The sequence below is a fragment of the Streptomyces angustmyceticus genome (assembly GCF_019933235.1).
Taxonomy (GTDB): Bacteria; Actinomycetota; Actinomycetes; order Streptomycetales; family Streptomycetaceae; genus Streptomyces; species Streptomyces angustmyceticus.
Genome location: NZ_CP082945.1, coordinates 2,777,113 through 2,803,023, shown reverse-complemented (window position 1 = coordinate 2,803,023; position 25,911 = coordinate 2,777,113). Strand labels below are relative to the sequence as shown.

Below are 25,911 nucleotides of genomic sequence, written 5' to 3'. Positions count from 1 at the left end.
AAAGTTACGTCTGTTCACCCCTTCCGGTGGCGCGATGGACAACCGTCCATCGCGCCACCGGTCGTTTGCATAGCTTCTTCCCGCAGGTGGCGGCCGGGTCGCCGGCACACCAGGGACGCCGATATGGGAGGACGGTGGTGCACTCGTGCGGATTGGACTGCTCACCGAAGGCGGTTATCCGTATGCGCCCGGTGAGGCGCACGCCTGGTGCGACCGGCTCGTGCGCGGGCTCACCGGCCATGACTTCGAGGTCTACGCCCTGAGCGCCGAGCCACGCCCGGAAGCGCTCCACCGGCCCGAACTCCCGGGCCACGTACGGGCGGTGCACACCGCGGCCCTGGGGGGCGACGCTCCCGACGCGCGCCGCCGGACCGGCGAACCGCGCCGGGGACGCACCCCCGGGCGCCGCGAACGCCGCCGCTTCGCCGAGAGCTTCGGCGCGCTCGTGGCGGCCTTCGCCACGGTGCCCGTGGGGGGCGGGCCGACCGGGGGCGCGTATCAGGAGGGCGCGCCGGCGGATGCCCCCCCGGCGGCCCCGGACGGCTCCCCGGTTTCCTCGCCGACCAGTAAGGCGGACCGTTTCGCCAGCGGTCTGTACGGGCTCGCCGAACTCGCCCGCGAGCACCGGGGACTGCCCGCGCTGCTGCGCTCCGAGGACGCCGTACGCCTCCTGGAGGCCGCCTGCCACGGCCCCCACGCGCTGCCCGCCGCCCACGGCGCGCAGGTCGGTGATCTGCTGGCCGTCACCGCCGGGCTCGCCCGCGCGCTGCGGCCGCTGTCCCTGGACTGGTACGGCGACGGGCCGGCCCCCGGGCTCGCCGGGGTGGACCTGTGCCACGCCACCTCCGGCGGCGCGGCCGCCCTCCCCGGGCTGCTGGCCCGGCACTACTTCGGCACCCCGCTCCTGGTCACCGAGTACGGCGTACGGCTGCGCGAGCACTATCTCGCGCGCGCTGCCTCGCCGTCGCGTGCGCCGGTGCGCGCGCTGCTCGCGGCCTTCCAGGGCGCGCTGGCCGCCGAGACCTACGCGCAGGCCGCCCTGATCACCCCCGGCAACACCCACGCCCGGCGCTGGCAGGAGCGCTGCGGCGCCGACCGCGCCCGGCTGCGCACGGTCTACCCGGGCATGGACGCCGCCCCCTTCGCCGCCGTCGCGGACGCCGCGGCCGACGGCTCCAAGACGCTGGTGTGGGTCGGCGACATCGAGCCCGCCAAGGACCTCATCGCGCTGCTGCACGCCTTCGCCGAGGTCCGCCGGGCCGAGCCGGCGGCCACCCTGCGGATCATCGGCGGCCCCGGCCGCGACCCGCAGGCGCCCGGATACCTCGCGCACTGCCGGGCGCTGGCCGCCCAGCTCTTCCCCGACGAGGCGGCCGACGTCCGCACCGTCGGCGAGAGCCCGGTCAGTTTCGAGGAGATCGGCAGCCCCGAGGTGCCGGCCCTGGAGGACGCCTACGCCTCCGGCGCCGTGGTGGTGCTCTCCAGCGTCATCGAGGGCTTTCCGCGCTCCCTGGTGGAGGCGATGTTCTGCGGCCGCGCCACGGTGTCGACCGACGCCGGCGCCGTCTGCGAGATCATCGGCGGCACCGGGCTGGTCGTCCCGCCGCGCAATCCCCGCGCCCTCGCCGAGTCCTGCACCGCGCTGCTCGGCGACCCGGACCGCCGGGCCCGGCTGGGCGCGGCGGCCCGGGCGCGGGCGCTGGAGCTGTTCACCGTCGAGCAGAACGTCGCGGCATTTCGTGGCATCTACCTGGAACTGATCTCCCACGCCCCGGCCCGGCCGGCCGCCCGGCGCGGGCGCGGGGGCGCGCCGCAGCCCTTCGCCCGCCCCGCCGAGTCCCATGTCCCCGGCCGCTGGGCCGCGACCGGCGCCACCGCGCGGGCCGCCGTGTCCGCCGGCCGCACGCCGAGCTGGGCGGTTCCCACGGTCCCCGCACAGGAGCGGAGCGCCGTGCCGCCGGCCGAGACCGGAGGCTGCGCGGAGAGCGGGGCGACCGCTGTCCGAGAGGTGAGACGTCCGGTGAGACAGGGCGGGTTCGCCGTCGAGCCGACGGGCGTGACCGGAGCGAAGGAGGCAGGGCAGTGGTGACGGCTGTGCTGGACGTGATGGGTGCGATGGGCCTGGTGGGCGTGGCGCTGGTGACGGGCATGACGGATGTGGCGCGGGGCGGGGGCCGGAGGGCTCCCCGCCGCGCGGGCCGACCGGCCTACGCCGAGCACCCCGCCCCCGGCGGCCCCGGCCGCCCGGCCCGGCGGCGCCCGCCGCACCCCCGCCCCGACCGGGGCGGCTGCGCGGCGGCCCGGGGGAGAGGGGACGGGCGGTGACCACACCCGACACCGGCGCCACCCACGCCGCAGCAACCGGGGAAGACCGCACCGCGGCCGGTACTGGAGTGCCGCCCGAGGAGGCTGCCGCCCGTACTGCGGCGCCGCCCGACGGGCCCGTCGCCCACTTCGCGCCACGGCCCGAGGAGGCCGTCGCCCGCACGGCGCCGCCGCCCGACGAGGCCACCGCCCTCCTCGCGCCACGGCCCGAGGAGGCCGTCGCCCGTCCCGGGCGGCGTGGGCCCGCCGACCCCGTGCGGTCGCTGATGCATCGCCATCAGGAGCTGTGCGCCCGTGCCGTCGACGCGCTGGAGATCGCCGCCGGCCTGGAGGCGCACGGGGTCACCGACCGTACGGCCGCGCGCTTCCGGCACCGCGACGTCTTCTCGCTGGCCGAGGAGCTCTACGCCCGGGTGCCCCGCGCCGACCCGGAGAGCGCCGCCCCCGAGCGCGCCGACCCGGGGTACGCGGACCCGGAGAGCGCCGACCCGGAGCGCGCCGGGCACCACGGGCCGGGGCACCCGTCCGTGCCCGTGCCCGCCCGCGGCTCCGGCGGTGTGCGCGGGGTGTTGCAGCTGCTGCCCGGTGCCGTCTGCGTCGCCGCGCTCGCCGCCGTCGCCTCGGCCGGGGCCGCGCCGCCCTCCGTGCGCGTCGCGGTCGGTGCCGCGGGCGGGGTGCTGCTCGTCCTCGCCGTCCGGCTGGCCGTCCGGTCCGGGCCGCTGCGGTCGCGCCACCGGGGCGCCGGGCCGTGGACCGCGGGGCTGTGGGTCTGCTGGACGGCCGGATACGCGGTGTACGGCGACTGGCTGCTCGAAGAGCTGCTGGCCGGCGGCCCCGACCTGCCGCACGCCACGCCGCACGCGGCCGCCGCCACCGCCGTGGCCCTCGCCTTCGCCCTCGCCCCCGCGGCCGGCTGCGCCCGCTGGTTCGCGGCCCGCGGGCGGCGCGGCCTGGCCGCCAGCCGCGGCCTCGGGGAACTCGCCGCCCGCATCCGGCCGTTGCTCCTCGCCACCACCCTGCTCTTCCTGGGCGCGCTGACGGCGCTGCTCCTCGGCGCGGACGCGGCCTTCGGCGGTGTCGGCAGGACGGCGCAGGCCGCCGCGGCCGCCCTCGGGGTGCTGCTCTTCCTCGCCCGGCTGCTGACCGTGCACGGCTTTCCCGAGGCGGCCGCGACGGGCGTGGCCGCGGCCGCCGCCCTGGAAGCCCTCGCCCTGTCCCTCGTACTGATCGCCCGGCTCCCCGGCCTGCCCCCGCTGGACGTCCCGGTCGAGGCGCTCGCCACCGCTGTGGGACCGGCCGCCGTCCCCGCCGTGGCCTGCACGGCCGCGGCCGCCGGGCTCCTGGTGTACGGCCTGCGGGCGCTCACCGGCGCCTGCGCGCACCGGCCGGCCCCCTCCGGGCCCGCGGAGGCGCAGCGGCCGTGACCGTCCGGACGACCCCCGGCCCCCGACTCCCCGTCCCCCCACACGGGCACCCCCACCACGCACCGCCCCGGGAGCGGCACCCCGAAACGGCCGCCCCGGCCCCCGCCCCGCGGACCCCACCCCCCACGTGGCCCCCGCCCCCGGGGCGGACGCCGACTCCGCGGAAGCCGACTCACTTCCCTCGATCCGCCTTAGGAGCACGACAGATGAACGTCCAGCCGACCACACGCCACGCGGACCGGGGGGTCGCACGATGAGGGTGCTGCTCATCGGTGCCAACGGCTATCTGGGCCGTTATGTCGCCGACCGCCTGCTCGCCGACCCCGCCGTCCAGCTCACCGCCCTCGGGCGGGGCGACGACGCCGACGTCCGCTTCGACCTCGCCACCGGCAGCCCCGGGGCGCTCACCCGCTTCCTCGACGCCGTCCACCCCGGGGTCGTCGTCAACTGCGCGGGCGCCACCCGTGGCGGCGCCCGCGACCTGACCCGGCACAACACCGTCGCGGTCGCCACCATCTGCGAATCGCTGCGCCGCAGCAGCTGCGGCGCCCGCCTCGTCCACCTGGGCTGCGCCTCCGAGTACGGGCCGTCCCAGCCCGGGTCCTCCACCGCCGAGGACGCGGTGCCGCGCCCCGGAGGGCCCTACGGCGTCAGCAAACTCGCCGCGACCGAACTGGTCCTGGGCTCCGGGCTGGACGCCGTCGTGCTGCGGATCTTCTCGCCGGTCGGCCCCGGCACCCCGGCGGGCTCGCCGCTGGGCCGGCTCGCCGAGGCGATGCGCCGCGCCATGCAGTCCGGCGACAACGAACTCAAGCTCGGCGGGCTCGGCGTCCAGCGGGACTTCGTCGACGTACGCGATGTCGCGCGGGCGGTGCACGCCGCCTCGCTGTCCGCCGCGCAGGGCGTCGTCAACATCGGGACCGGCCGGGCCGTGCGGCTGCGCGAGGCCGCGTCCGTGCTCGCCCGGGTCGCCGGCTTCGGCGGCGCGCTCCACGAACTCGACTCGCCGCCCGCCCGGCTGGTCATCCCCGGCCCGTCCCCCGAGCACCCGACGGGCTCGCCGCCGGTCACCTACCCGTATCCGGACGGCTGCGGCACCTGGCAGCAGGCGGACGTCCGCACCGCCCGCGACCGGCTCGGCTGGCGCCCGCGGATCGTGCTGGAGGAGTCCCTGGCCGACATCTGGATGGAGGCCGCGTGTCGCATCTGACCCGCACCGCCGGCGCCGCCCCCGCCGCCGGCGGGACGACGCCGTGCGGCATCGGGGTGCCGGGTTTCGCCCACCCCCTGCTGGCGCCGGCCGAATGGGCCGGACTGCTGCGCGGCGCCGGCGGGTCCGCGCCGCCGCGGGAGCCGCGGGCCCCGCTGGGGACGGGGCCGCTGCACTGGGCGGTCCTCGACGTGTCCAACGGCCCCGGCTCCCGCCCCGACCCGCACTGCCTGCCGGCCGCCGCCCGGCTGCGGGACGCCGGTGTCCGCCTGTTGGGACACCTGGACACCGGGCGCGGGACGCGGCCCTTCGCCGAGCTGCTCTCCGACGCCCACCGCCACCTGGAGTGGTACAAGACCGACGGCTTCTGGCTGGACCGTGCTCCCACGGACCGGGCGCACCTGCCCGCGACGCGGCGGCTGACCGACGCCCTGCGCGCGCTGTGCGGCGGCCCCCTCGTCCTCGGGCACGGCAGCCACCCCCACCCCGGCTACGCCGAGACCGCCGACCAGCTCGTCACCTTCGCCGGCTCCTGGGCCGACTACCGCTGGTCACAGGTGGCCGAGTGGACCGCCGACCACCCTCCGGAGCGGTTCTGTCACCTCGTCCACAGCGTGCCGCGCGGCCACCTCGACGAGGCGCTGCGGATCGCCCGCTGGCAGGGCGCGGGCACCGTGTACGTCACCGACCGGCGTGCCGCGGCGGGCGCGGGGGTGCCCGATGGCGCCTGGGAGTCGCTGCCCGGTTACTGGGACGAACTCGTCTCGCGCATCGGAACAGGTGTCTCGGAATGAAGAAGGGCGTGGCAGTGTTACGGGGAGAGCAAGCTCCCCCACTCTCGGCTCCGCTCGGGCGGGGGGAACCCCACCACGACCGATCAACGGAGTCCCCGTGTCGCTGCCACCCCTGGTCGAGCCCGCTTCGGAGCTCACCGTCGATGAGGTCCGCAGGTACTCCCGCCACCTGATCATCCCGGACGTCGGGATGGACGGGCAGAAGCGGCTGAAGAACGCCAAGGTGCTGTGCGTCGGCGCCGGTGGCCTGGGCTCGCCCGCCCTGATGTATCTGGCCGCGGCCGGCGTCGGCACGCTCGGCATCGTGGAGTTCGACGAGGTCGACGAGTCGAACCTGCAGCGCCAGATCATCCACAGCCAGGCGGACATCGGCCGCTCCAAGGCGGAGTCCGCGAAGGACACCGTCCTGGGCATCAACCCGTACGTCACGGTCAACCTGCACCAAGAGCGCCTCGACTCCACCAACGTCATGGAGCTCTTCGCGCAGTACGACCTGATCGTCGACGGCACCGACAACTTCGCCACCCGCTACCTGGTCAACGACGCCTGCGTGCTGCTGAACAAGCCGTACGTGTGGGGCTCGATCTACCGCTTCGACGGCCAGGCGTCGGTGTTCTGGTCCGAGCACGGCCCCTGCTACCGCTGCCTGTACCCGGAGCCCCCGCCGCCCGGCATGGTGCCCTCCTGCGCCGAGGGCGGCGTCCTCGGCGTGCTGTGCGCCTCCATCGGCTCCATCCAGGTCAACGAGGCCATCAAGCTGCTCGCCGGCATCGGCGACCCGCTCGTCGGCCGTCTGATGATCTACGACGCGCTGGAGATGACCTACCGCCAGGTCAAGGTCCGCAAGGACCCCGACTGCGCCATCTGCGGCGAGAACCCGACCGTCACCGAGCTCATCGACTACGAGGCCTTCTGCGGCGTCGTGTCCGAGGAGGCCCAGGAGGCGGCGGCCGGCTCCACGATCACTCCCCAGCAGCTCAAGGAGTGGATCGACGGCGACGAGAAGATCGAGATCATCGACGTCCGCGAGCCGAACGAGTTCGAGATCGTGTCCATCCCCGGCGCCCGGCTGATCCCGAAGAACGAGTTCCTCATGGGCAGCGCCCTCCAGGACCTCCCCCAGGACAAGAAGATCGTCCTGCACTGCAAGACGGGCGTCCGCTCCGCCGAGGTGCTGGCCGTACTGAAGTCCGCGGGCTTCGCCGACGCCGTGCACGTCGGCGGCGGCGTCATCGGCTGGGTCAACACCGTCGAGCCGGAGAAGCCGGTCTACTAGACGCCACGGCCCGCCGGGCCCCTCCCGGGGCCGGCAGCTCCCAGCGCGAAGGCGCCGGTCCGTACCCCGTACGGACCGGCGCCTTTCGCGTGCCGTGCGCCGGAGGCCGCAGCGCCCTGCGGGCTCCGCTCAGATCTCGCCCTTGCGGGTGAGGTAGGTGAAGGCCAGCCAGCCCGGCAGCACCGGCAGCCAGAAGACCATCAGCCGGAACAGCAGCACCGCCGGGAAGGCCGTGTCGCCCGCGAGCCCGGCGACCGTCAGCGCACCGATCAGCGCGCCCTCGACGGCGCCCACACCGCCCGGCGTCGGCGCGGCCGAGCCCAGCGCGTTACCGGCGAGGAAGGCCACCGCGATGCTCGCGTAGCTGATCGTGTCGCCGCCGCCGAACGCCCGGATCGAGGCGTCCAGGCACATCACGTTCGCCGCCGTCAGCAGCAGCATCCCGCCGATGCCGGTGACCAGCTTCCCGGGCCGCTGCAGGATGTCCAGCATCCGCGGGACGACCCCCGCGAACAGCGACCGCACCCGGGTGGAGACGAACTTCCGCAGCGCCGGCACCGCCGTGACGATCAGGACCAGCACAGCCACCGTCAGCAGGCCGGCGATGACCGTACGGGACGGCGAGATCGACGGGGTCTGCTCCTGGGTGCCGGTCAGATAGCCGAAGACCAGCAGCAGCAGCACATGGCTGCCCAGGCCGAACAGCTGGGACGCGCCGACGCTGGCCACCGCCAGCCCCGGCCGGACCCCGGCCCGCTGCAGGAAGCGGGTGTTGAGCGCCACACCGCCGATCGCCGCGGGCGCCACCAGCTTCACGAAGTTGCCCGCGATCTGCGCGATGACCGTGCGGACGAACGACACCCGCTCGGTGACGAACCCCAGCAGGCTCATCGCCGCCGCGATGTACGTCAGCGCCGAGAAGAAGGCCGCGACCAGCACCCACTCCCACTCCGCCTTGTTGACCATGTCGCCCAGGTTGAAGTTGGTGAGCTGGGACAACAGCAGGTACACGGCGAAGGCGCCGGCAATCCAGGTGATGAGTTTGCGCGGGCTGAGCCGCTCCAGCTTGGCGGGTTCGATCACCGCGGTCGGACGGATCAGCAGCACCTGCCGGCGGATCTGGGCGAGCAGATCCTCCTCGCGGGCCTCCTCCGACGCCTCGTCCAGGGCCCGCTTCTCGGCGTTCTTCTCCGCGTGCCGCTCGGCCCGCAGCGTCTTGCGGTCCTTGGGACCCTCCGCCTCGCGCTCCTCCCGCGCCTCCTTGGCCGCCTGCGAGGCCGCCAGTACGGCCTCCCGCTCCCGCTTGGCGCGCTCGCGGGCCAGCTGGCGCAGCGTCGCGCGGGTGGTGCGGCTCAGCGCGATCGGCTGCAGCAGCGGCAGGCTGTCGGCGACCGCGTCCGGGCCGAGCACCTCGACCGCCGCGGCCACCGCCCGCTCCGCACCGACCCGCAGACCGCAGGTGGCCAGCAGCTGGGCGATGTCCATCCGCAGCACCAGATCACCGGCCGCGATCTCGCCGCCGCGCAGCTCGGTCAGGACGATGGTGCCGGAACGATCCATCAGCAGCGCGTCACCGACCAGCCGCCGGTGCGCGATCCGCCGGGACTGCAGCGCCTCGACCTGCCGCCAGGCGCTGTGCATCAGCGCGTCGGTGATCTCCTCGTCGGCCAGCGAGTCGAAGGTGCGGCCGCCGATGTGCTCGTAGACCAGCATCACCGCGTCCGGCCCGAGCTCGGAGGTCGCGATCAGCTTGGGGGCGTGGGCGCCGGCCGCGATGGCCGCGTACGCCAGCAGCGCCTCCTGCTCCAGCGCCTGGCGAAGCGACTGCAGGCTGCGGCGCTGGTTGATGCCGCGCAGCGAGAGCCTGCGCCACACCCGGTAGAAGAAGCCGTGCGCCTGCTGCTCGCGGTCCACCACGGTGACGTCGATCGGCGGACCGTCCTCCAGGGTGACGAGGTAGCGGCGGCCGCGGTCGGGGTGCTCGGTGTGCTCCGTGGGGGTGGCGTCCTCCGCCCGCAGCGCGGACACCGGATGGAAGCCGACCCGGCGCAGCCCCGCGAGGAGGTTCTGGCCGGTGGGGCGGACGTTGGGGGAGCCGACGGCGTAGAGGGTGCCGTAGGCGACGGTCCAGCCGATCAGCACCGTCGTGATGATCGCGAACGGGGTGGTGTAGCGCCCCACCAGCACCGCGAAGGCGTCCAGCAGCAGCACGCACCACATCGCGACCCGCCAGCGCGGCCGCCGGGACATGCCCACGGCCGTCATATAGGCGATCACGGGCGCCAGATAGCTGTGCACCGGGGCGGAGAGCGACCCGTTTTCCAGGGGCTGGGTCAGCGCGTCCCGGATGGAGACGGGCGCGGAGTCGGCCACCCACAGGTCGGCGGCCAGCGACACTCCGTGGGCGAGGACGGCGGCCAGCACCCCGTCCGCGATCCGCAGCCCGTCGCGCTTGATCAGCCGCTCGACGGCGAACGCCACCGGCACGATCAGCACCGCGACGCTGGAGGTGAGCCCCGCCAGGTTGATCAGCAGCGGCGGCGCCGCCTTCGCGCCGGTCCCGATGTCCCGCGCCAGGCCCTGGGTGGTGCCGTGGGCGAACGTGGCGAGTCCGAGGACGAGGGCGATCCCGGCGATGCCGAGCAGCAGCCGCAGCAGGTCGGCGGGGCGGTGCACCCGGGCGGGCAGCAGCGGCTCGTCGCCGGAGACCCGGTCGACGTGGAACTCGCCGTACTCGCCGGAGCCCAGGTCGGAGCGGTGCGAGCCCGTGTGGGGCCGGTTTTGGGGCGTGCCGGACGCCGGCTCCTCGTGCTCGTCGCGCGCGGCCGGTCCGTCCTGCCCCTCCTCGGGCTCCCTGCTGTTCCGCTCGCCGTTCGGCTCCTCCTCGTGCCGCTCGGTGGGCTCGGGCTCCTTGGGTCCTTCCGGCCTCTCGGACGCCCCGGGTCGTTCGGCCTTCTCGATCGTGCTCGCCTTTTCGGTAGCGGAAGCCGTGTCCGGCCTCCGTTGGTGCTTCCCCTGTGGTGCCGCCTGCCGCCGCCGCGGCCGCCGGGTCCGTGCGGCCGGTCCGGGCGCCGGGCCGGCGGCGTCGACGGCCAGCGCTTCAGGGGCGCCCGCCTCCCATGGAGGCGCCGCACCCTGCTGCTCGGCCGTCTCTTCTTGATCTCGTATCACCAGTCACCGTCCGGAAGATGGTGGCACGGCCGACCGGTGGAGGGGGGCATCAGGGTGCATTTCGGGGGCGCGGGAAGCGGAACGCCCTCCCCGCACGGGGCCGCCGACGCCTTGCCACCGACCTCCCGGAGGGACGGGACCGTGTGTCCGCTCCCATTGTCGGTGCCGTGCGGCAGGATGGACCGAATGAGTGGGACCGGAGATGAGACATCGGGTGAATTCCCCGCGAACCCGGAAGACCAGGAAGGCCCGGAAGGTCCGGGAGGCGCGGAAGGTCCGGAACTCCCGGAGTACGCGGAACGCGTCCTGGCCGTCGCCGAGCTGATCCCGGCGGGCCGGGTGATGACGTACGGGGACGTCGCGGAGTGGCTCGAAGAAGGAGGTCCGCGGCAGGTCGGGCGGGTGATGGCGCTCTACGGCGGCGCCGTGCCCTGGTGGCGGGTGGTCCGCGCGGACGGCCGGCTGCTGCCCGGCAGCGAACTGCGCGCCCTGGCGCACTACCGCGACGAGGGCACTCCGCTGCGCACCGCCCCGCACGCCGCCGACGACCACATACCGCGGCTCGACATGCGGCGGGCCCGCTGGGACGGGCGCCCGGACTAGCGGCTCCCGGCCGCGTCCCGCCCGGGTCGCGGACCCGAGCCGCCGGGCCGGCCCGGGCCGAACGACAGCCCTCCGGGCCGGCGGCACCGAGCCGCGGGCCATGGGGCCGGCCACCCGGCGGGTCACGGGGCCGGCCACCCGGCGGGTCATGGCGGCGGCCGCCCGGCGGGCCGTGGGACGCGCTGCGGCACGGCCACCACCTGGCGTAGCGTCGGGCCCTGCCGTCACGACGACGGCCCCGCCGCGCCCCGCACGGCCGGACCACTCCCGGCCCGCGGACCACGGCGCCGCGCACCACCACCGCACCACGACCAGCACCTCCTCAGGACCGGCGATCCACGTGAGTTCCTCCTTCTCGGCCTCCCCGGCCGTCCCGACGACGCAGCCCCACCGGGCGGCGCCGCGGGGTGCCGCGGGCACGTACCGGCTGGTGCGCACCCCGCCGGGGCGGGCGACTCCTCCTGCGTTGGACGCAGCGCAGCGCGCCGTGGTTGACCACCGGCACGGCCCCCTGCTGGTGCTGGCCGGGCCGGGCACCGGCAAGACCACGACACTCGTGGAGTCGGTCGCCCGCCGGGTGCGGGCCGGCACCGACCCCGACCGGATCCTCGTCCTCACCTTCAGCCGCAAGGCCGCCGTCGAACTCCGCGACCGGCTCGCGGCCCGGCTGGCCGACCTGGAGGGACAGCCCGCCGGGCCGACCGCCCCCGGGGCCGGCCCCCGGGCCGGCATCCCGCAGGCGACGACCTTCCACTCCTTCTGCTACGCCCTGGTCCGCGCCCACCAGGACGCCGACCTCTTCGCCGACCCCATCCGGCTGCTGTCAGGACCCGAACAGGACCTCGCCGTCCGCGAACTCCTCGAAGGACAGGCGGAACTGGCCGGCACCGGCCGCGCCCGGGTGAGCTGGCCCGACGAACTGCGGGCCTGCCTGACCACCCGCGGCTTCGCCGACGAGGTCCGCGCGGTGCTCGCCCGCAGCCGCGAACTGGGCCTGGGCCCGGACGCCCTCGACGCCTTCGCCCGCCGCACCGGCCGCCCCGACTGGAGCGCGGCGGCCGCCTTCCTCGCCGAATACCTCGACGTCCTGGACGCCCAGGGCGTACTGGACTACGCCGAGCTGGTGCACCGCGCGGTGCTGCTCGCCGAGGACACCGACGTCGCGGCACAACTGGCCACCGCCTACGACGCGGTCTACGTCGACGAGTACCAGGACACCGACGCCGCCCAGGTACGGCTGCTGCGCGCGCTCGCCGGCAACCACGGAGCGACGGGCCGGCCGGGCGCTCCGGGCCGCACACTCGTCGCCTTCGGCGACCCCGACCAGTCGATCTACGCCTTCCGCGGCGCCGACGTCAACGGCATCCTCGACTTCCCCGAGACCTTCCGCCGCGGCGACGGCACCCCCGCCCCCGTGGCCGTGCTCGGCACCTCCCGGCGCTCCGGCGCCGCCCTGCTCGCCGCCACCCGGCTGCTCACCCACCGGATGCCGCTCACCCGCCTGCCCGCCCGTAAGGTCCGCGCCCACCGCGAACCGGTGCCCGTACGGGACGGCGGCCGCGTCGAGGTGTACACGTACCCGACACCCGGCACCGAGCTCGACAACATCGCCGACATCCTGCGCCGCGCCCACCTCGAAGACGGCGTGCCCTGGCACGAGATGGCCGTCCTCGTCCGCGCCGGCGGGCGCTCCCTCCCCGCCGTACGCCGCGCCCTGACCTCCGCCGGCGTACCGCTCGACATCGACGGCGACGACCTGCCCCTGCGCCACGAACCCGCGGTCGCCCCACTGCTGACCGCACTGCGGGTGGCGGCACGGGCCGCGTTGGAGGGGCCGGGTGCGGACGGGGCCGGGGCGGGGGAGGGGGAAGCCGGGGCGGCCGCCCCTGGTGGCGCCTCGCCCGTCGCGCCCGCCTTCGATGACGCCCTGCCCGTCGAGTCTGCCCCCGGGGATGCCCCGTCCGCCGAGGCCGTCCCCGATGACACCCACCCTGTCGAGGCCGCCCCCGCCCCCGGCGCCCGCCCCGTGCTCGACGCCGAGACCGCGCTGGACCTGCTGACCTCCCCGCTGGGCGGTATGGACGCCGCCGACCTGCGGCGGCTGGGGCGGGCCCTGCGCGAGGAGGAACGCGCCGCCGGGCAGGCGCTGCCGCGGCCTTCCGACGAGCTGATCGCCCAGGCGCTCGCCGAACCGCAGCGCCTGGTGGCCCACGACCCCGCCTACGCGCGCGGCGCCCAGCGGCTCGGGCTGCTGCTGCGCAAGGCCCGCGAACTCCTGGCCGGCGGCGGCACCGCCGAACAGGCCCTGTGGGAGCTGTGGGACGGCACCCCCTGGCCACAGCGCCTGGAGCGGGCCGCCCACCGGGGAGGCGCCGCCGGACGCAACGCCGACCGGGACCTGGACGCCGTCGTCGCGCTGTTCGAGACCGCGGCCCGCGCCGAGGAACGCACCGGCGGCCGCGGCGCGCTCAACTTCCTGGAGGAACTCGACGCCCAGGACATCGCCGCCGACACCCTCACCCGGCGCGCCGTGCGCCCCGACGCCGTACGGCTGATGACCGCGCACCGCGCCAAGGGCCTGGAATGGCGGCTCGTCGTCGTCGCCGGGGTCCAGGAGGGGCTCTGGCCCGACCTGCGCCGCCGCGGCTCGCTGCTGGAAGCCGACCGGATCGGCCGCGACGGCCTGGCCGAGCCGCTGCCCCCGGGCGCCCTGCTCGCCGAGGAACGCCGGCTGTTCTACGTCGCCGCCACCCGGGCCCGCGAACGCCTGGTCGTCACCGCCGTGAAGGCCGCGGCCGACGACGGCGACCAGCCCTCCCGGTTCCTGACCGAACTGGGCGTCGCCCCCCAGGACGTCACCGGCCGCCCGCGCCGGCCCCTCTCGGTGGCCGCGCTCGTCGCCGAACTGCGCGCCACCACCGTGGACCCGGCCGCCACCCCGGCGCTGCGCGAGGCCGCCGCCCAGCGGCTCGCGCAACTCGCCGCCCTCCGCGACGACGACCAGTACCCCCTCGTACCGGCTGCCCACCCCGACAACTGGTGGGGCCTGCACGAACCCACCCACAGCACGGTCCCGCTCCGCGACCGCGACCGCCCCGTCGTCCTCTCCGGCAGCGCCCTCGACCAGCTCGCCAACACCTGCTCCCTCCAGTGGTTCCTGGGCCGCGAGGTCAAGGCGGACACCCCCGCCACCGCCGCCCAGGGCTTCGGCAACGTGGTGCATGTGCTCGCCGACGAGGTCGCCTCCGGCCGTACCCCCGCCGACCTGACCGTCCTGATGGAGCGCCTGGACTCCGTATGGGACGCCCTCGCCTTCGACGCCCCCTGGAAGTCGCGCCAGGAAAAGGAGTCCGCCCGCGCCGCCCTGGAGCGCTTCCTGCGCTGGCACGTCATGGAGCGCGAGACCCGCGGCCGGGACACCGTCGCCACCGAGCACGGCTTCGACCTCACCCTCCGGGCCGGCGCCTACGAGGTCCGCATCCGCGGCAGCATGGACCACGTCTCCAAGGACGCACAGGGCCGCGCGTACGTCGTCGACTTCAAGACCGGCAAGCAGAAGCCGACCGGCCCCGAGGTCGCCCGCCACCCCCAGCTCGCCGTCTACCAGCTCGCGGTCCGCGAGGGCGCCGTCGACGACGCCTTCGACGGCCGCACCCCCGAGCCGGGCGGCGCCGAACTGGTGCACCTGCGCCTGGGCGCCGCCCAGAAGGAGGGCGGCGACGCACTGCCCGCCGTACAGGCGCAACAGCCACTGGAGCCGGCAGGCCCCCCGGAGCAGCCCGGGGGAGAGTGGGTCGGCGAACTCCTCGCCACCGCCGCGGGCCGCGTCCTGGAGGAACGCTTCACACCGACCACCGGCACCCACTGCACCCACTGCACGTTCCGCGCTTCGTGCAGCGCTCAGCCGGAGGGGGGGCAGGTCGTGGAGTGACGTTTCACTGCGTTTGGCTTTTTTCCCACGTTTTTGTCTTTGCCGCCGTGGGGGTTGGTCGCCGTGTTTCGCCCGCTGGCGCGGTGCGCCCGGCGTTGCGCCTGGCGGCGGGCGGGTCCGCTGCGCGGGGCTGTCGGGGTGCCGGTGACGGGCCTCCGCGGGTGGGTGTCCGGACTGCTTCGCTTTACGTCCGGACACCCACCCGCTCCGGCCCGTCCCCTCCCGTTGGGGGGTGGGAAGAAGGCCGGTGGGGGTGGATCTCGGAGGTCCGTCACCGCACCCACAGCCCCGCGCAGCGGACCCGGCCCGCCGCAGGCGAACAAAGAGAAACCCCCACGGCGGGACAGCCGAACGTGGGAGGGCCACCCAAGCGCCGTGGATTGTCGGTGGCGCCCGTTACCGTTTGTCTCGTGTCAGCTCGCCTCACCGATCCCGAGCAGCTCAAGGAGCTGCTGGGTATCCCGTTCACGCCGGAGCAGACGGAGTGCATCACCGCTCCGCCCGCCCCGCAGGTCATCGTGGCCGGGGCCGGCTCGGGCAAGACCACGGTCATGGCCGCGCGCGTGGTGTGGCTGGTCGGCACCGGTCAGGTCGCCCCCGAGCAGGTCCTCGGGCTGACGTTCACGAACAAGGCGGCCGGCGAACTCGCGGAACGCGTCCGGGCCGCGCTCCTCGCCGCCGGGGTCACCGACCCCGACCCGCTCCCGTCCGGCGCCGCGGGCACCGCCGCCGACCAGCCCCCCGGTGAGCCGCGGATCTCCACCTACCACGCCTTCGCCGGCCAGCTCCTCAAGGACCACGGCCTGCGCATCGGCCTGGAGCCCAGCGCCCGGCTCCTCGCCGACGCCACCCGCTTCCAGCTCGCCGCCCGTACTCTCCGCGCCGCCCCCGGCCCCTACCCCGCGCTCACCACCTCGCTGCCCTCCCTCGTGGAGGACGTCCTCGCCCTGGACGCCGAGCTCGCCGAGCACCTCGTGGACCCGGCCGCGCTCCGCGCCCACGACACCGAGCTCCTCGCCGTCCTCGACGGGGTGAAGCTCACCAACGCCGACCTGCGCAAGGTCCCCGAGACCGCCCGCGGCCGCCTGGAACTGCTCGACCTCGTCACCGCCTACCGGGCCGAGAAGCGCCGCCGCGACCTCCTCGACTTCGGCGACCAGATCGCCCACTGCGCGACCCTCGCCACCACCCGCCCCGAGGTCGGCCGGATCCTGCGCGACGAATTCCGGGTCGTCCTGCTCGACGAGTACCAGGACACCTCCGTCGCCCAGCGACTCCTGCTGTCCGGCCTCTTCGGCGCCGGCGGCGACACCGTCACCGGGCACGCCGTCACCGCCGTCGGCGACCCCTGCCAGGCCATCTACGGCTGGCGCGGCGCCTCCGTGGCCAACCTCGACGACTTCCCCGCCCACTTCCCCTTCCCGGACGGCACCCCCGCCCGCCGCCACGCCCTCAGCGAGAACCGGCGCAGCGGCGGCCGCCTCCTCGACCTCGCCAACGGCCTCGCCGCCCCGCTGCGCCGGATGCACCGAGGCGTCGAAGCGCTGCGCCCGGCCCCCGGCGCCGAGCGCGACGGCACCGTCCGCTGCGCCCTGCTGCCCACCCACGCCGAAGAGCTCAGCTGGCTCGCCGACTCCCTCGCCCACCTCGTCCGTACCGGCACCCCGCCCGGCGAGATCGCCGTCCTGTGCCGCACCGCCGGCGACTTCGCCCGCATCCAGGGGGAACTGGTCGCCCGGGACATTCCCGTGGAGGTCGTCGGCCTCTCCGGGCTGCTGCACCTGCCCGAGATCGCCGACCTCGTCGCCGTCTGCGAGGTGCTCCAGGACCCGACGGCCAACGCCGCCCTGGTCCGCCTGCTGATCGGCCCGCGCTGGCGGATCGGCCCCCGCGACCTGGCACTCCTCGGCCGCCGCGCCCGCACCCTCGTCCACCACGGCGGCCCGTCCGACGACCCCGCCCAGCGCCTCGCCGAGGCCGTCGAGGGCGTGGACCCCGCCGAGACCATCTCGCTCGCCGACGCCCTCGACACCTTCCTGGAGGCCGAGGGTCCCGACGACCAGCTCCCGTTCTCCCCCGAGGCGCGGGTGCGCTTCGCCTACCTCGCCGCCGAACTCCGCGACCTGCGCCGCTCCCTGGGCGACCCCCTCATGGACGTGCTCCACCGGGTGCTCGCCGCCACCGGCCTGGAAGTCGAGCTGTCCGCGTCACCGCACGCCCTCGCCGCCCGCCGCCGCGAAACCCTCGGCACCTTCCTCGACATCGCGGCCGGATTCGCCGCCAAACAGGGCGGCGAATCCCTCGACGGCGACGCCACCCTCCTCGCCTTCCTCGGCTTCCTGCGCACCGCCGTCCAGCACGAAAAGGGCCTCGACAGCTCCCTTCCGGGCGGCGACAACACCGTCAAGGTCCTCACCGCGCACAAGTCCAAGGGCCTGGAATGGGACGTGGTCGCCGTACCCGGCCTGATCGCCAAGCAGTTCCCCAGCGAACAGGCCCGCGAGTCCTGGACCAGCCGCGCCAAGGTCCTCCCGCACGCCCTGCGCGGCGACGCCGCCACCCTCCCCGACATCGGCGAATGGGGCGCCCGCGGCCTGAAATCCTTCAAGGAGGCGATGAAGGAACACCAGGAGACCGAGGAACTCCGCCTCGGCTATGTCACCTTCACCCGCCCCCGCTCCCTGCTGCTCGGCTCCGGCCACTGGTGGGGGCCCCAGCAGAAGCGGCCCCGCGGCCCGTCCGCCTTCCTGGAGGCGCTGCGCACCCACTGCGAGGCAGGACACGGCGAGATCGAGCACTGGGCCCCGGCCCCCGGGGACGGCGAGGAGAACCCCGCCCTCGCCGAGGCCGCCACGGAACAGGCCTGGCCGCTGCCCCTCGATCCCACCGCCACGGCCCGCCGCCGCGCCGCCGCCGCCACGGTCCGCGCCCACCTGGAGCGCCGGACGGGCGAGACCCCCGCCGCCTCCGCCCCGTCCCGCCCCGCCCACGACCCCGACTGGCCACCACCCCCGCCGGACGACCCCTGGGACACCGACCCCCACGACGACGCCCTCCCCGAACCCGACCCGTTCGACGACGCCCCGCCGTTCGAGGACGCTCCGCCGTTCGACGACGTCCTGCCGACCGGCGGGGCTTCGCCGTTCGACGAGGCCCCGCCGTACGCGCAGGGCGCCCCGTCCGGCGAACCCGTTCCGTACGACGAGGACGACCCCCCGCCGTACGACCCCCCGCCCCACGACATCCCCGAGGCCCACCCGTCCCCGCGCCCCGCCGCCCGTATCGGCGCCCAGCGCGCCGCCGAGCCCGACCTCACGGCGCCCGCCGGCCCCGGCACCGCCCACCCCGACGACACCGCGCCGCACGCCCTCCTCCCCGAGGAGCGGCGCACCGTCGGCTCCTGGGACCGCGATCTGGACGCGCTCGCCGCCGAACTGCGCCGCTCGCGCGCCACCGTCCGCGACGTCCCGCTGCCCTCCGCCCTCAGCGCCACCCAACTGCTCCGCCTCGCCGCCGACCCCGACGGCTTCGCCCGCGAACTCGCCCGCCCCATGCCGCGCCCGCCCCAGCCCGGCGCCCGCCGCGGCACCCGCTTCCACGCCTGGGTCGAGTCCCGCTTCGAAGAGCTGACGCTGCCGCTGCTCGGCCCCGACGAACTCCCGGGCGCCGAACCCGGCGAGGAGACCGAGATCGTCGACGAACACGACCTCGAAACCCTCAAGGAAGCCTTCGCCCGCACCCCCTACGCCCACCGCACCCCCTTCCGCGTCGAAGCCCCCTTCCAGCTGACCCTCGCCGGGCGGGTGATCCGCGGCCGCATCGACGCCGTCTACAAGGAGCCCGGCCCCGACGGCGACCGCTTCGAGATCGTCGACTGGAAGACCGGCCGCGCCCACAGCGCCGACCCCCTCCAGCTGGCCGTCTACCGCCTCGCCTGGGCCGAGCGGTACGGCCTGGAGCCCTCCGCCGTCGACGCCGCCTTCCTCTACGTCCGCAGCGGCGAGGTGGTCAGACCCGCCCGGCTGCCCGGCCGGGCCGGACTCGAACGCATCCTGCTCGGCGAGACCGCCGACCGGCCGCCGGCCCAAGGCCGATAGGCTCGGTCGTATGAGCACAACCCCGGACAGCGCCGTCCGCGCGTACATCGCCCTCCACCGCGAGAGCTTTCTCCAGGACCTCGCCGACTGGCTGCGCATCCCCTCCGTGTCCGCCGACCCGGAGCGCGCCGGCGACGTCCGCCGCAGCGCCGAATGGCTCGCCGCGAAGCTCTCCGACACCGGCTTCACCGCCACCGAGATCTGGGAGACCGACGGCCTGCCCGCGGTCTTCGCCGAGTGGCCCTCCGGGGACCCGTCCGCGCCGACCGTGCTCGTCTACGGCCACCACGACGTCCAGCCCGCCGCCCGCGAGGACGGCTGGCACACCGACCCCTTCGTCCCGCACACCACCGACGGCAAGCTCTACGCCCGCGGCGCCGCCGACGACAAGGGCCAGGTGTTCTTCCACACCCTGGGCGTACGCGCGCACCTCGCCGCGACCGGCCGCACCGCCCCCGCCGTCAACCTCAAGCTGCTCATCGAGGGCGAGGAGGAGTCCGGCTCCCCGAACTTCCCTGCCCTGATCGAGAAGCACGCCGACCGCCTCGCCTGCGACGCGGTGATCGTCTCCGACACCGGCATGTGGTCCCGGGACACCCCCACGGTGTGCACCGGCATGCGCGGCCTCACCGACTGCCAGATCGACCTCTACGGCCCCGACCAGGACATCCACTCCGGCTCGTTCGGCGGCGCGGTCCCCAACCCCGCCACCGAGGCCGCCCGGCTGGCCGCCGCGCTGCACGACACCGACCGCCGCGTCGCCGTCCCCGGCTTCTACGACGGCGTGATCGAGCTCACCGAGCGCGAGCGGGAACTCTTCGCCGAGCTGCCCTTCGACGAGGCGGAGTGGCTGCGCACCGCGCACTCCCACGCCCCCCTCGGCGAGGCGGGCAGCACGACCCTGGAGCGCATCTGGGCCCGCCCCACCGCCGAGGTCAACGGCATCGGCGGCGGCTACCAGGGCCCCGGCGGCAAGACCATCGTGCCCTCCACCGCACAGCTGAAGCTGTCCTTCCGGCTGGTCGCCGGGCAGCATGCGGCCGCCGTGCAGCAGTCCGTACGCGACTGGGTCGCAGCCCAGCTCCCGCCCGGCATCCGCCACGAGATCACCTTCTGGGGCGCCACCCGCCCCTGCCTCACCCCGCTCGACCACCCCGCGCTCCAGTCCCTGGTCCGCGCCATGGGCCTGGCCTTCGAGCAGAAGATCCGCTTCACCCGCGAGGGCGGTTCCGGACCGGCGGCCGACCTGCAGGACGTCCTCGGCGTCCCGGTGCTCTTCCTCGGGATCTCCGTGCCGTCCGACGGCTGGCACGCGCCGAACGAGAAGGTCGAGCTCGACCTGCTGATGAAGGGCGTCGAGACCGCCGCCCACCTGTGGGGCGACCTGGCGGAGACCTGGCGCCCGGCCTGACCGCGCGCGTCCCGCCGTACCGCTCCGCGCCCGTACGCAGCAATCACCCACGCCACAGGGGGAGTTGGAAACAGCAGTGACCACCTGGACCGACCACACCGCCGGCCGGCCGCTCACGTTCAGCGCGCCGAGCGGAATCGACCGCTCCGCCCATCACCGGCTCGACGAGGCATGGCTGGCGGCGGCCTGGAGCCACCCGACGACGCGCGTCTTCGTGGTGTCCGGCGGCCAGGCGCTGATCGACGACACCCCCGACGGCCGCACCGAGCTGATCATGACGCCGTCCTTCGAGGCGCCGCTGACCGAGGCCCACCGCTACTACCTCGGCACCGACGACGACGGCGTCAGCTACTTCGCCCTCCAGAAGGACACGCTGCCCGGCCGCATGGACCAGTCCGCGCGCCCGGCGGGCCTGCGCGAGGCCGGCCTGCTGCTCTCCCCCCGCGACGCCGGACTGCTCGTCCACGCCGTCGCCCTGGAGAACTGGCAGCGCCTGCACCGCTTCTGCTCACGCTGCGGTGAACGGACCGTCATCGCCGCCGCCGGCCACATCCGGCGCTGCCCCGCCTGCGGTGCGGAGCACTACCCGCGCACCGACCCGGCCGTGATCATGCTCGTCACGGATGAGGAGGACCGCGCCCTCCTCGGCCGCCAGGTGCACTGGCCCGAGGGCCGCTTCTCCACGCTCGCGGGCTTCGTCGAGCCGGGCGAGTCCATCGAGCACTCGGTGGTCCGCGAGGTCTTCGAGGAGGCCGGCGTCGTGGTCGGCGACGTCGAGTACATCGCCAGCCAGCCCTGGCCCTTCCCCTCCAGCCTGATGCTGGGCTTCATGGCCCGCGCCACGTCCTCCGAGATCCAGGTCGACGGCGAGGAGATCGAGGAGGCCCGCTGGTTCTCCCGCGAGGACCTGCGCGCCGCCTTCGAGTCCGGCGAGGTCCTCCCGCCGTACGGCATCTCCATCGCCGCCCGCCTCATCGAGCTCTGGTACGGCAAGCCGCTGCCCAAGCCGTAGGGGCACCACGGGACGCGCGGCCGCGTCGCAGGGAGGCGCGGCCGACGGGCCGCTCCTCGCCCGCGCCCACCGGACGGCGGCCGCCCCGCGAGGCACGCAAAAGGGCCGCCGGCCGGTTCGCGGAAACGAACCGGCCGGCGGCCCATGAAACAGCTCACACCGGCGACGCTCAGGCGCCGACCTTCTGCTTGACCTGCGCCAGAGACGGGTTGGTCAGCGTCGAACCGTCCGGGAAGAGCACGGTCGGCACCGTCTGGTTGCCGTCGTTGGCCTTCTCCACGAACGCCGCGGACTCCGGGTCGTGCTCGATGTTGATCTCGGTGTACTGGATGCCCTCGCGGTCCATCTGGCCCTTCAACCGCCGGCAGTAGCCGCACCAGGTCGTGCTGTACATCGTCACAGTGCCCGCCATGCGCCCCGCGCTCCTTCGTTACGTCGTATCCGAAACCGCCCGACGCGTCATCGGTGCGGCCGAGGGGCACAACGTACGACGTGCCCGAGGCATTCCCGGGGGGACCCCCACCCCCACCCCGCCCCACCCCACCGCCTCCGCCCCCGACCCGGGCTCCGACACGCGCCCCACCTCGTGCCGCGCTCCCAAGGCGTCCACCCGGGCCCACGCCCTGGCCCCGGCCCGCACCCTCCGGCCCCCGCTTCGCCTCAGCCTCCCCCCGCCCGTCGCTCGCCCCTTCGCGCTGAGGTTCGCGCTGATTCGCGCTGAGGTCCGCGCTGAGAAAAGCAAAGCATCCGCCGCGCCCGCGTGCGTCGGGTTGTCCCCAGCGGGCGTGATGCGTACGACCGGGGTGCGGCGGCTGTGGACGGGCTGTCCGGGGGCCTTCGCGGACCTGGCAGCATGGCGGGGTGACAGCAGCAACGGACTCCTCTCTTTTCCCGCAGGTGCCTGACTCGGCCGACGGGGTGCTCGACGGGCTCGACCCCGAGCAGCGCGAGGTCGCCACGGCGCTGCACGGTCCCGTCTGCGTGCTGGCCGGTGCCGGTACGGGCAAGACCCGCGCGATCACCCACCGGATCGCCTACGGGGTGCGGGCCGGGATCCTGCAGCCGGCGAGTGTGCTCGCGGTCACGTTCACGGCCCGCGCGGCGGGCGAGATGCGCGGCCGGCTGCGGCAGCTCGGCGCGGGCGGGGTCCAGGCCAGGACGTTCCACTCCGCGGCGCTGCGGCAGCTGCAGTTCTTCTGGCCGAAGGCCGTGGGCGGTGAGGTCCCACGGCTGCTGGAGCGCAAGATCCAGCTGGTCGCCGAGTCCGCCGCCCGCTGCGGCCTGCGGTTCGACCGCAATGAGCTGCGCGATGTCACGGCCGAGATCGAATGGTCCAAGGTCACCCAGACCGTGCCGGCCGACTATCCGGCCGCGGTCGTCAAGGCCGGCCGCGAGGCCCCCCGCGACCCGGCGGAGATCGCGCAGGTCTACGGCACGTACGAACAGCTCAAGCGGGAGCGCGGCAGCATCGACTTCGAGGACGTGCTGCTCCTCACGGTCGGCGTGCTGCAGGACCGGCACGACATCGCCGAGCAGGTCCGCGCCCAGTACCAGCACTTCGTCGTCGACGAGTACCAGGACGTCAGCCCGCTCCAGCAGCGGCTGCTGGAGCTGTGGCTGGGGGACCGCGACAACCTCTGCGTGGTCGGCGACGCCAGCCAGACCATCTACAGCTTCACCGGCGCCACCCCCGACCACCTCCTCAACTTCCGCACCCGCCATCCGAACGCCACGGTCGTCAAGCTCGTCCGCGACTACCGCTCCACCCCCCAGGTCGTACACCTCGCCAACGCTCTGCTGACGCAGGCCAAGGGGCGCGCCGCCGAGCAGCGCCTGGAACTGGTCTCGCAGCGCGAGGCCGGACCGGAGCCCGGGTACACGGAGTACGCCGACGAGCCCGCCGAGGCGGAGGGCACCGCCCGCCGGATCCGTGACCTGATCGCCTCCGGCGTGCCGGCCAGCGAGATCGCCGTGCTGTTCCGTATCAACGCCCAGTCCGAGGTCTACGAACAGGCACTGGCCGACGCCGGGGTGCCCTATCAGCTGCGGGGCGCCGAGCGGTTCTTCGAGCGGCCGGAGGTGCGCGAGGCCGGCGTCAAGCTGCGCGGCGCCGCTCGTTTCGGCGGCAACGACGCGCTGCTCGACGACGCCCTGGACCTGCCGTCGGAGGTGCGGGCGGTGCTCAGCGACATGGGCTGGGCGAGCCGCCCGCCGGCCGGCTCGGGGGCGGTGCGCGACCGCTGGGAGTCCCTGGCGGCCCTGGTGCGGCTCGCCGAGGACTTCGCCAAGGCCCGGCCGGCGGCCACCCTCGCGGACCTGGTCGCCGAGCTGGACGAGCGGGCCAACGCCCAGCACGCCCCGACGGTCGAAGGGGTGACCCTCGCGTCCCTGCACGCCGCCAAGGGCCTGGAGTGGGACGCCGTCTTCCTGGTCGGCCTCACCGAGGGCATGATGCCGATCACCTACGCCAAGAGCGAGGAGCAGATCGAGGAGGAGCGCCGGCTGCTCTATGTGGGCGTCACCCGCGCCCGGCTGCATCTGGGCCTGTCCTGGTCGCTGGCGCGCTCGCCCGGCGGGCGGGCCTCCCGCCGCGCCAGCCGCTTCCTCAGCGGCCTGCGGCCCGGGTCCGGGGCGGTCGCCGGCCGCCGTACGCCGGGCGCGCTCTCCGGGGGCGTCGAGCGCGGCGAGGGGACGCCGGTGGTGGCACGGCGTCCCCGGCACCGCAGCCCGGCCCGCTGCCGGGTCTGCAACAAGACCCTCACCGACGCGGGCGAGATGAAGCTGATGCGGTGCGAGGACTGCCCCTCGGAGCTCGACGAGGGGCTCTACGAGCGGCTGTGCGAGTGGCGGGCCGGACAGGCGGCCCGCTCCCGGCAGCCCGCCTACTGCGTCTTCACCGACAAGACCCTGATGGCGATCGCGGAGGCGGTGCCGGGATCCGAGGCGGAGCTCGCGGTCATCTCCGGAGTGGGGCGGCGGAAGTTCGACCGCTACGGCGGTGACGTGCTGGCCATCTGTGCCGGCGAGGAGCTCGTGGGGGCCTCGGGAGACGGGTCCGGGGACGCCGCGGAAAACTCGTCGGAAAAATAGTTTGCGCGCGCGGAGCGCATCCCCATAGCCTTCGGAAGCAACGGAGACAACGGTTTCTTTCCGAGATCCGATGGATCCGTGCTGTACTTGAACACCCTGGACCGGGATTCCCGGTCCACCGAGACGCCGAGAGGAGGCGAGCCCAGTGATCAGCTTCATCGAGACGAACAAAATGACCGATCGCTCGGTCGTCGCCGCCTGCCCGCTCGGCTCCTCGCTCCCGGGTACCGGTCTGTCCGGCTTCGGCCGTCCGTCCGGTATCGAGGTCGCGCGCCCCGAGTCCCTCGCTGTGCTGACGCGCAGTGAGCGCACCGCGCGACCGACCGAGGCACCTGTAGCAGCAACGGCGGCTCCGGCACTTGCCGGCGTCTTCGCGGCGGCCAAGGGTGCCGAATCCCGGAATCAGTACCAGACGCAGCATGACATGTGGGCCTACCGCGGCCTCGAACCCTGGAGAGATCCAGCCTGATCGGCACGATCAGGTCGGCACCTTCCAGGGCCGCGGAACCCACACCGGGATCCGCGGCCCTTTTGTTTGCCCCACGCGCCCGCCACCAGCGGGCCGAACAGACGAGGAACACACCACCGTGCAACTGCAGACGCACACCCCGTCCGTAGCAACCGACCTGATCCCTCCGCCTGACCCTCAGGAGAACTCCTTGCTTCCCCTCACCGAGCTCGACGACGAGATCGACCGCCTCGGCGCTGCTGTTCCGTGCCGGACCTACGACCCCGAGGTCTTCTTCGCCGAGTCCCCGGCCGACGTCGAGTACGCCAAGACCCTGTGCCAGACCTGCCCGGTCCGTGAGGCCTGTCTGGCCGGCGCCAAAGACCGCCGTGAGCCGTGGGGTGTCTGGGGCGGCGAGCTGTTCGTCCAGGGCGTCGTCGTGCCCCGGAAGCGTCCGCGTGGCCGTCCGCGCAAGAACCCGGTCACAGCATGAACACCATCAGCACAGGAACGATCGATCGTCCCCTCACACGGGATCCCCAGAAGCAGGACCTCACGATGAATCCCTCCCTCACCGACACCCCCGTCCCCGTGAACGCCGACGCGATCGAGTCGCGTCAGAACAGGAACCTCGCGATGCAACTCATCCCAGAAGCCCTGGCCCGTGCGCATATGCACGAACGCCTGCAAGAGGCCGAATCGGAACGCAGGGCTCACCGGCTCGCCGCCGCGCGGCGTATGCAGCGGCGCGCCGAGCGCGCGTCGCTCCGTGCCCGCCGTGCGCTGGCGATGGCCGTGATGCAGTAAGGCGGTAGGCCGATGCCGCCACCCACGGGGTCCGTCCGACAGGGCGGGCCCCGCGGTGCGTGGTGTCCCGTTTCGGGGGGTGGACGGGGATATCGTCGGCGGGTGGACCAGAAGACGCGTGAACAGGCGGAGTTGGCCGACGGGAACATGGTGTGCGCCGGGTGCGGCGCGGTCGCCGAGGGCTCCCCGCCGACCTGGACCTGCTCCGTCGAGAACCGCGAGCGCCGCTACTTCTGCGACGGCTGCGCACGGGAGAACATCCGGGCCATCGAAGGGCGGCTGGATTCGAGCTGGTGGTGAGGGCGGGCCCGG

General features: G+C 74.7%; 18 protein-coding genes. 16 read left to right on the top strand and 2 right to left on the bottom strand.

What is annotated here, in order from left to right:
* Nucleotides 1–145: 145 nt before the first annotated feature.
* From K7396_RS12565 to moeZ, 6 genes are all read left to right on the top strand, one after another.
* On the top strand, nucleotides 146–2,089 hold the full coding sequence (locus K7396_RS12565) for a DUF3492 domain-containing protein (RefSeq protein ID WP_086716601.1): 1,944 nt from the start codon (nucleotides 146–148) through the stop codon (nucleotides 2,087–2,089).
* Complete coding sequence (locus K7396_RS12560) at nucleotides 2,083–2,325, top strand: hypothetical protein (protein WP_152104564.1); 243 nt, start codon at nucleotides 2,083–2,085, stop codon at nucleotides 2,323–2,325. The genes K7396_RS12565 and K7396_RS12560 overlap by 7 nt, the downstream gene beginning before the upstream one ends.
* Nucleotides 2,322–3,749, top strand: coding sequence for a hypothetical protein (locus K7396_RS12555; RefSeq protein ID WP_223659897.1), 1,428 nt, complete (start codon nucleotides 2,322–2,324; stop codon nucleotides 3,747–3,749). The genes K7396_RS12560 and K7396_RS12555 overlap by 4 nt, the downstream gene beginning before the upstream one ends.
* A 253-nt stretch (nucleotides 3,750–4,002) precedes the next feature.
* The gene (locus tag K7396_RS12550) at nucleotides 4,003–4,959 is read left to right on the top strand and encodes an NAD-dependent epimerase/dehydratase family protein (protein ID WP_152104565.1); all 957 of its coding nucleotides are present in this window, start codon (nucleotides 4,003–4,005) and stop codon (nucleotides 4,957–4,959) included.
* Complete coding sequence (locus K7396_RS12545) at nucleotides 4,947–5,753, top strand: spherulation-specific family 4 protein (protein ID WP_086719484.1); 807 nt, start codon at nucleotides 4,947–4,949, stop codon at nucleotides 5,751–5,753. Before K7396_RS12550 ends, K7396_RS12545 begins: the two co-directional genes overlap by 13 nt.
* A gap of 97 nt (nucleotides 5,754–5,850) precedes the next feature.
* Complete coding sequence (gene moeZ, locus K7396_RS12540) at nucleotides 5,851–7,029, top strand: adenylyltransferase/sulfurtransferase MoeZ (protein ID WP_086719485.1); 1,179 nt, start codon at nucleotides 5,851–5,853, stop codon at nucleotides 7,027–7,029.
* Nucleotides 7,030–7,158: 129 nt separating this feature from the next.
* Here moeZ and K7396_RS12535 read toward each other — a convergent pair whose 3' ends face one another.
* Nucleotides 7,159–10,200: a lysylphosphatidylglycerol synthase domain-containing protein gene (locus K7396_RS12535; protein WP_373866913.1), complete on the bottom strand. Its 3,042-nt coding sequence runs from the start codon at nucleotides 10,198–10,200 to the stop codon at nucleotides 7,159–7,161.
* 186 nt (nucleotides 10,201–10,386) lie between these two features.
* Between K7396_RS12535 and K7396_RS12530 the strand changes: the two genes are divergently transcribed.
* The 5 genes from K7396_RS12530 (at nucleotide 10,387) to nudC (ending at nucleotide 21,254) form a co-directional block, all read left to right on the top strand.
* The gene (locus K7396_RS12530) at nucleotides 10,387–10,803 is read left to right on the top strand and encodes an MGMT family protein (RefSeq protein WP_086719486.1); all 417 of its coding nucleotides are present in this window, start codon (nucleotides 10,387–10,389) and stop codon (nucleotides 10,801–10,803) included.
* A gap of 430 nt (nucleotides 10,804–11,233) precedes the next feature.
* Complete coding sequence (locus K7396_RS12525; protein ID WP_223660383.1) at nucleotides 11,234–14,734, top strand: ATP-dependent helicase; 3,501 nt, start codon at nucleotides 11,234–11,236, stop codon at nucleotides 14,732–14,734.
* A gap of 410 nt (nucleotides 14,735–15,144) precedes the next feature.
* Complete coding sequence (locus K7396_RS12520; protein WP_152104567.1) at nucleotides 15,145–18,831, top strand: UvrD-helicase domain-containing protein; 3,687 nt, start codon at nucleotides 15,145–15,147, stop codon at nucleotides 18,829–18,831.
* A 10-nt stretch (nucleotides 18,832–18,841) separates the two neighbouring features.
* Nucleotides 18,842–20,242 (top strand): dipeptidase, encoded by a 1,401-nt coding sequence (locus K7396_RS12515; protein WP_086721386.1) that lies wholly within the window; start codon nucleotides 18,842–18,844, stop codon nucleotides 20,240–20,242.
* A 76-nt stretch (nucleotides 20,243–20,318) separates the two neighbouring features.
* Entirely contained in the window at nucleotides 20,319–21,254 is a 936-nt protein-coding gene (nudC, locus tag K7396_RS12510) for an NAD(+) diphosphatase (RefSeq protein ID WP_167392843.1), read from the top strand.
* Nucleotides 21,255–21,423: 169 nt separating this feature from the next.
* On the opposite strand, the gene K7396_RS12505 is transcribed toward nudC, so the two are convergent.
* Nucleotides 21,424–21,666, bottom strand: a complete 243-nt coding sequence (locus K7396_RS12505; RefSeq protein WP_086721385.1) for a mycoredoxin — start codon at nucleotides 21,664–21,666, stop codon at nucleotides 21,424–21,426.
* A gap of 449 nt (nucleotides 21,667–22,115) precedes the next feature.
* Between K7396_RS12505 and K7396_RS12500 the strand changes: the two genes are divergently transcribed.
* From K7396_RS12500 to K7396_RS12480, 5 genes are all read left to right on the top strand, one after another.
* A complete protein-coding gene (locus K7396_RS12500) occupies nucleotides 22,116–24,344 on the top strand; it encodes an ATP-dependent DNA helicase UvrD2 (protein ID WP_152104568.1) in 2,229 nt (742 codons plus the stop codon).
* A 145-nt stretch (nucleotides 24,345–24,489) separates the two neighbouring features.
* Nucleotides 24,490–24,813, top strand: a complete 324-nt coding sequence (locus K7396_RS12495; protein WP_086721263.1) for a hypothetical protein — start codon at nucleotides 24,490–24,492, stop codon at nucleotides 24,811–24,813.
* A 118-nt stretch (nucleotides 24,814–24,931) separates the two neighbouring features.
* Nucleotides 24,932–25,285 carry a WhiB family transcriptional regulator gene (locus K7396_RS12490; protein WP_086721264.1) on the top strand — a complete coding sequence of 118 codons (354 nt, stop codon included), beginning with the start codon at nucleotides 24,932–24,934 and terminating at the stop codon, nucleotides 25,283–25,285.
* Nucleotides 25,282–25,599 (top strand): hypothetical protein, encoded by a 318-nt coding sequence (locus K7396_RS12485; protein WP_086721265.1) that lies wholly within the window; start codon nucleotides 25,282–25,284, stop codon nucleotides 25,597–25,599. The genes K7396_RS12490 and K7396_RS12485 overlap by 4 nt, the downstream gene beginning before the upstream one ends.
* A gap of 102 nt (nucleotides 25,600–25,701) precedes the next feature.
* Nucleotides 25,702–25,899, top strand: a complete 198-nt coding sequence (locus tag K7396_RS12480; protein WP_086721266.1) for a hypothetical protein — start codon at nucleotides 25,702–25,704, stop codon at nucleotides 25,897–25,899.
* The last annotated feature ends 12 nt before the right edge of the window (nucleotides 25,900–25,911 follow it).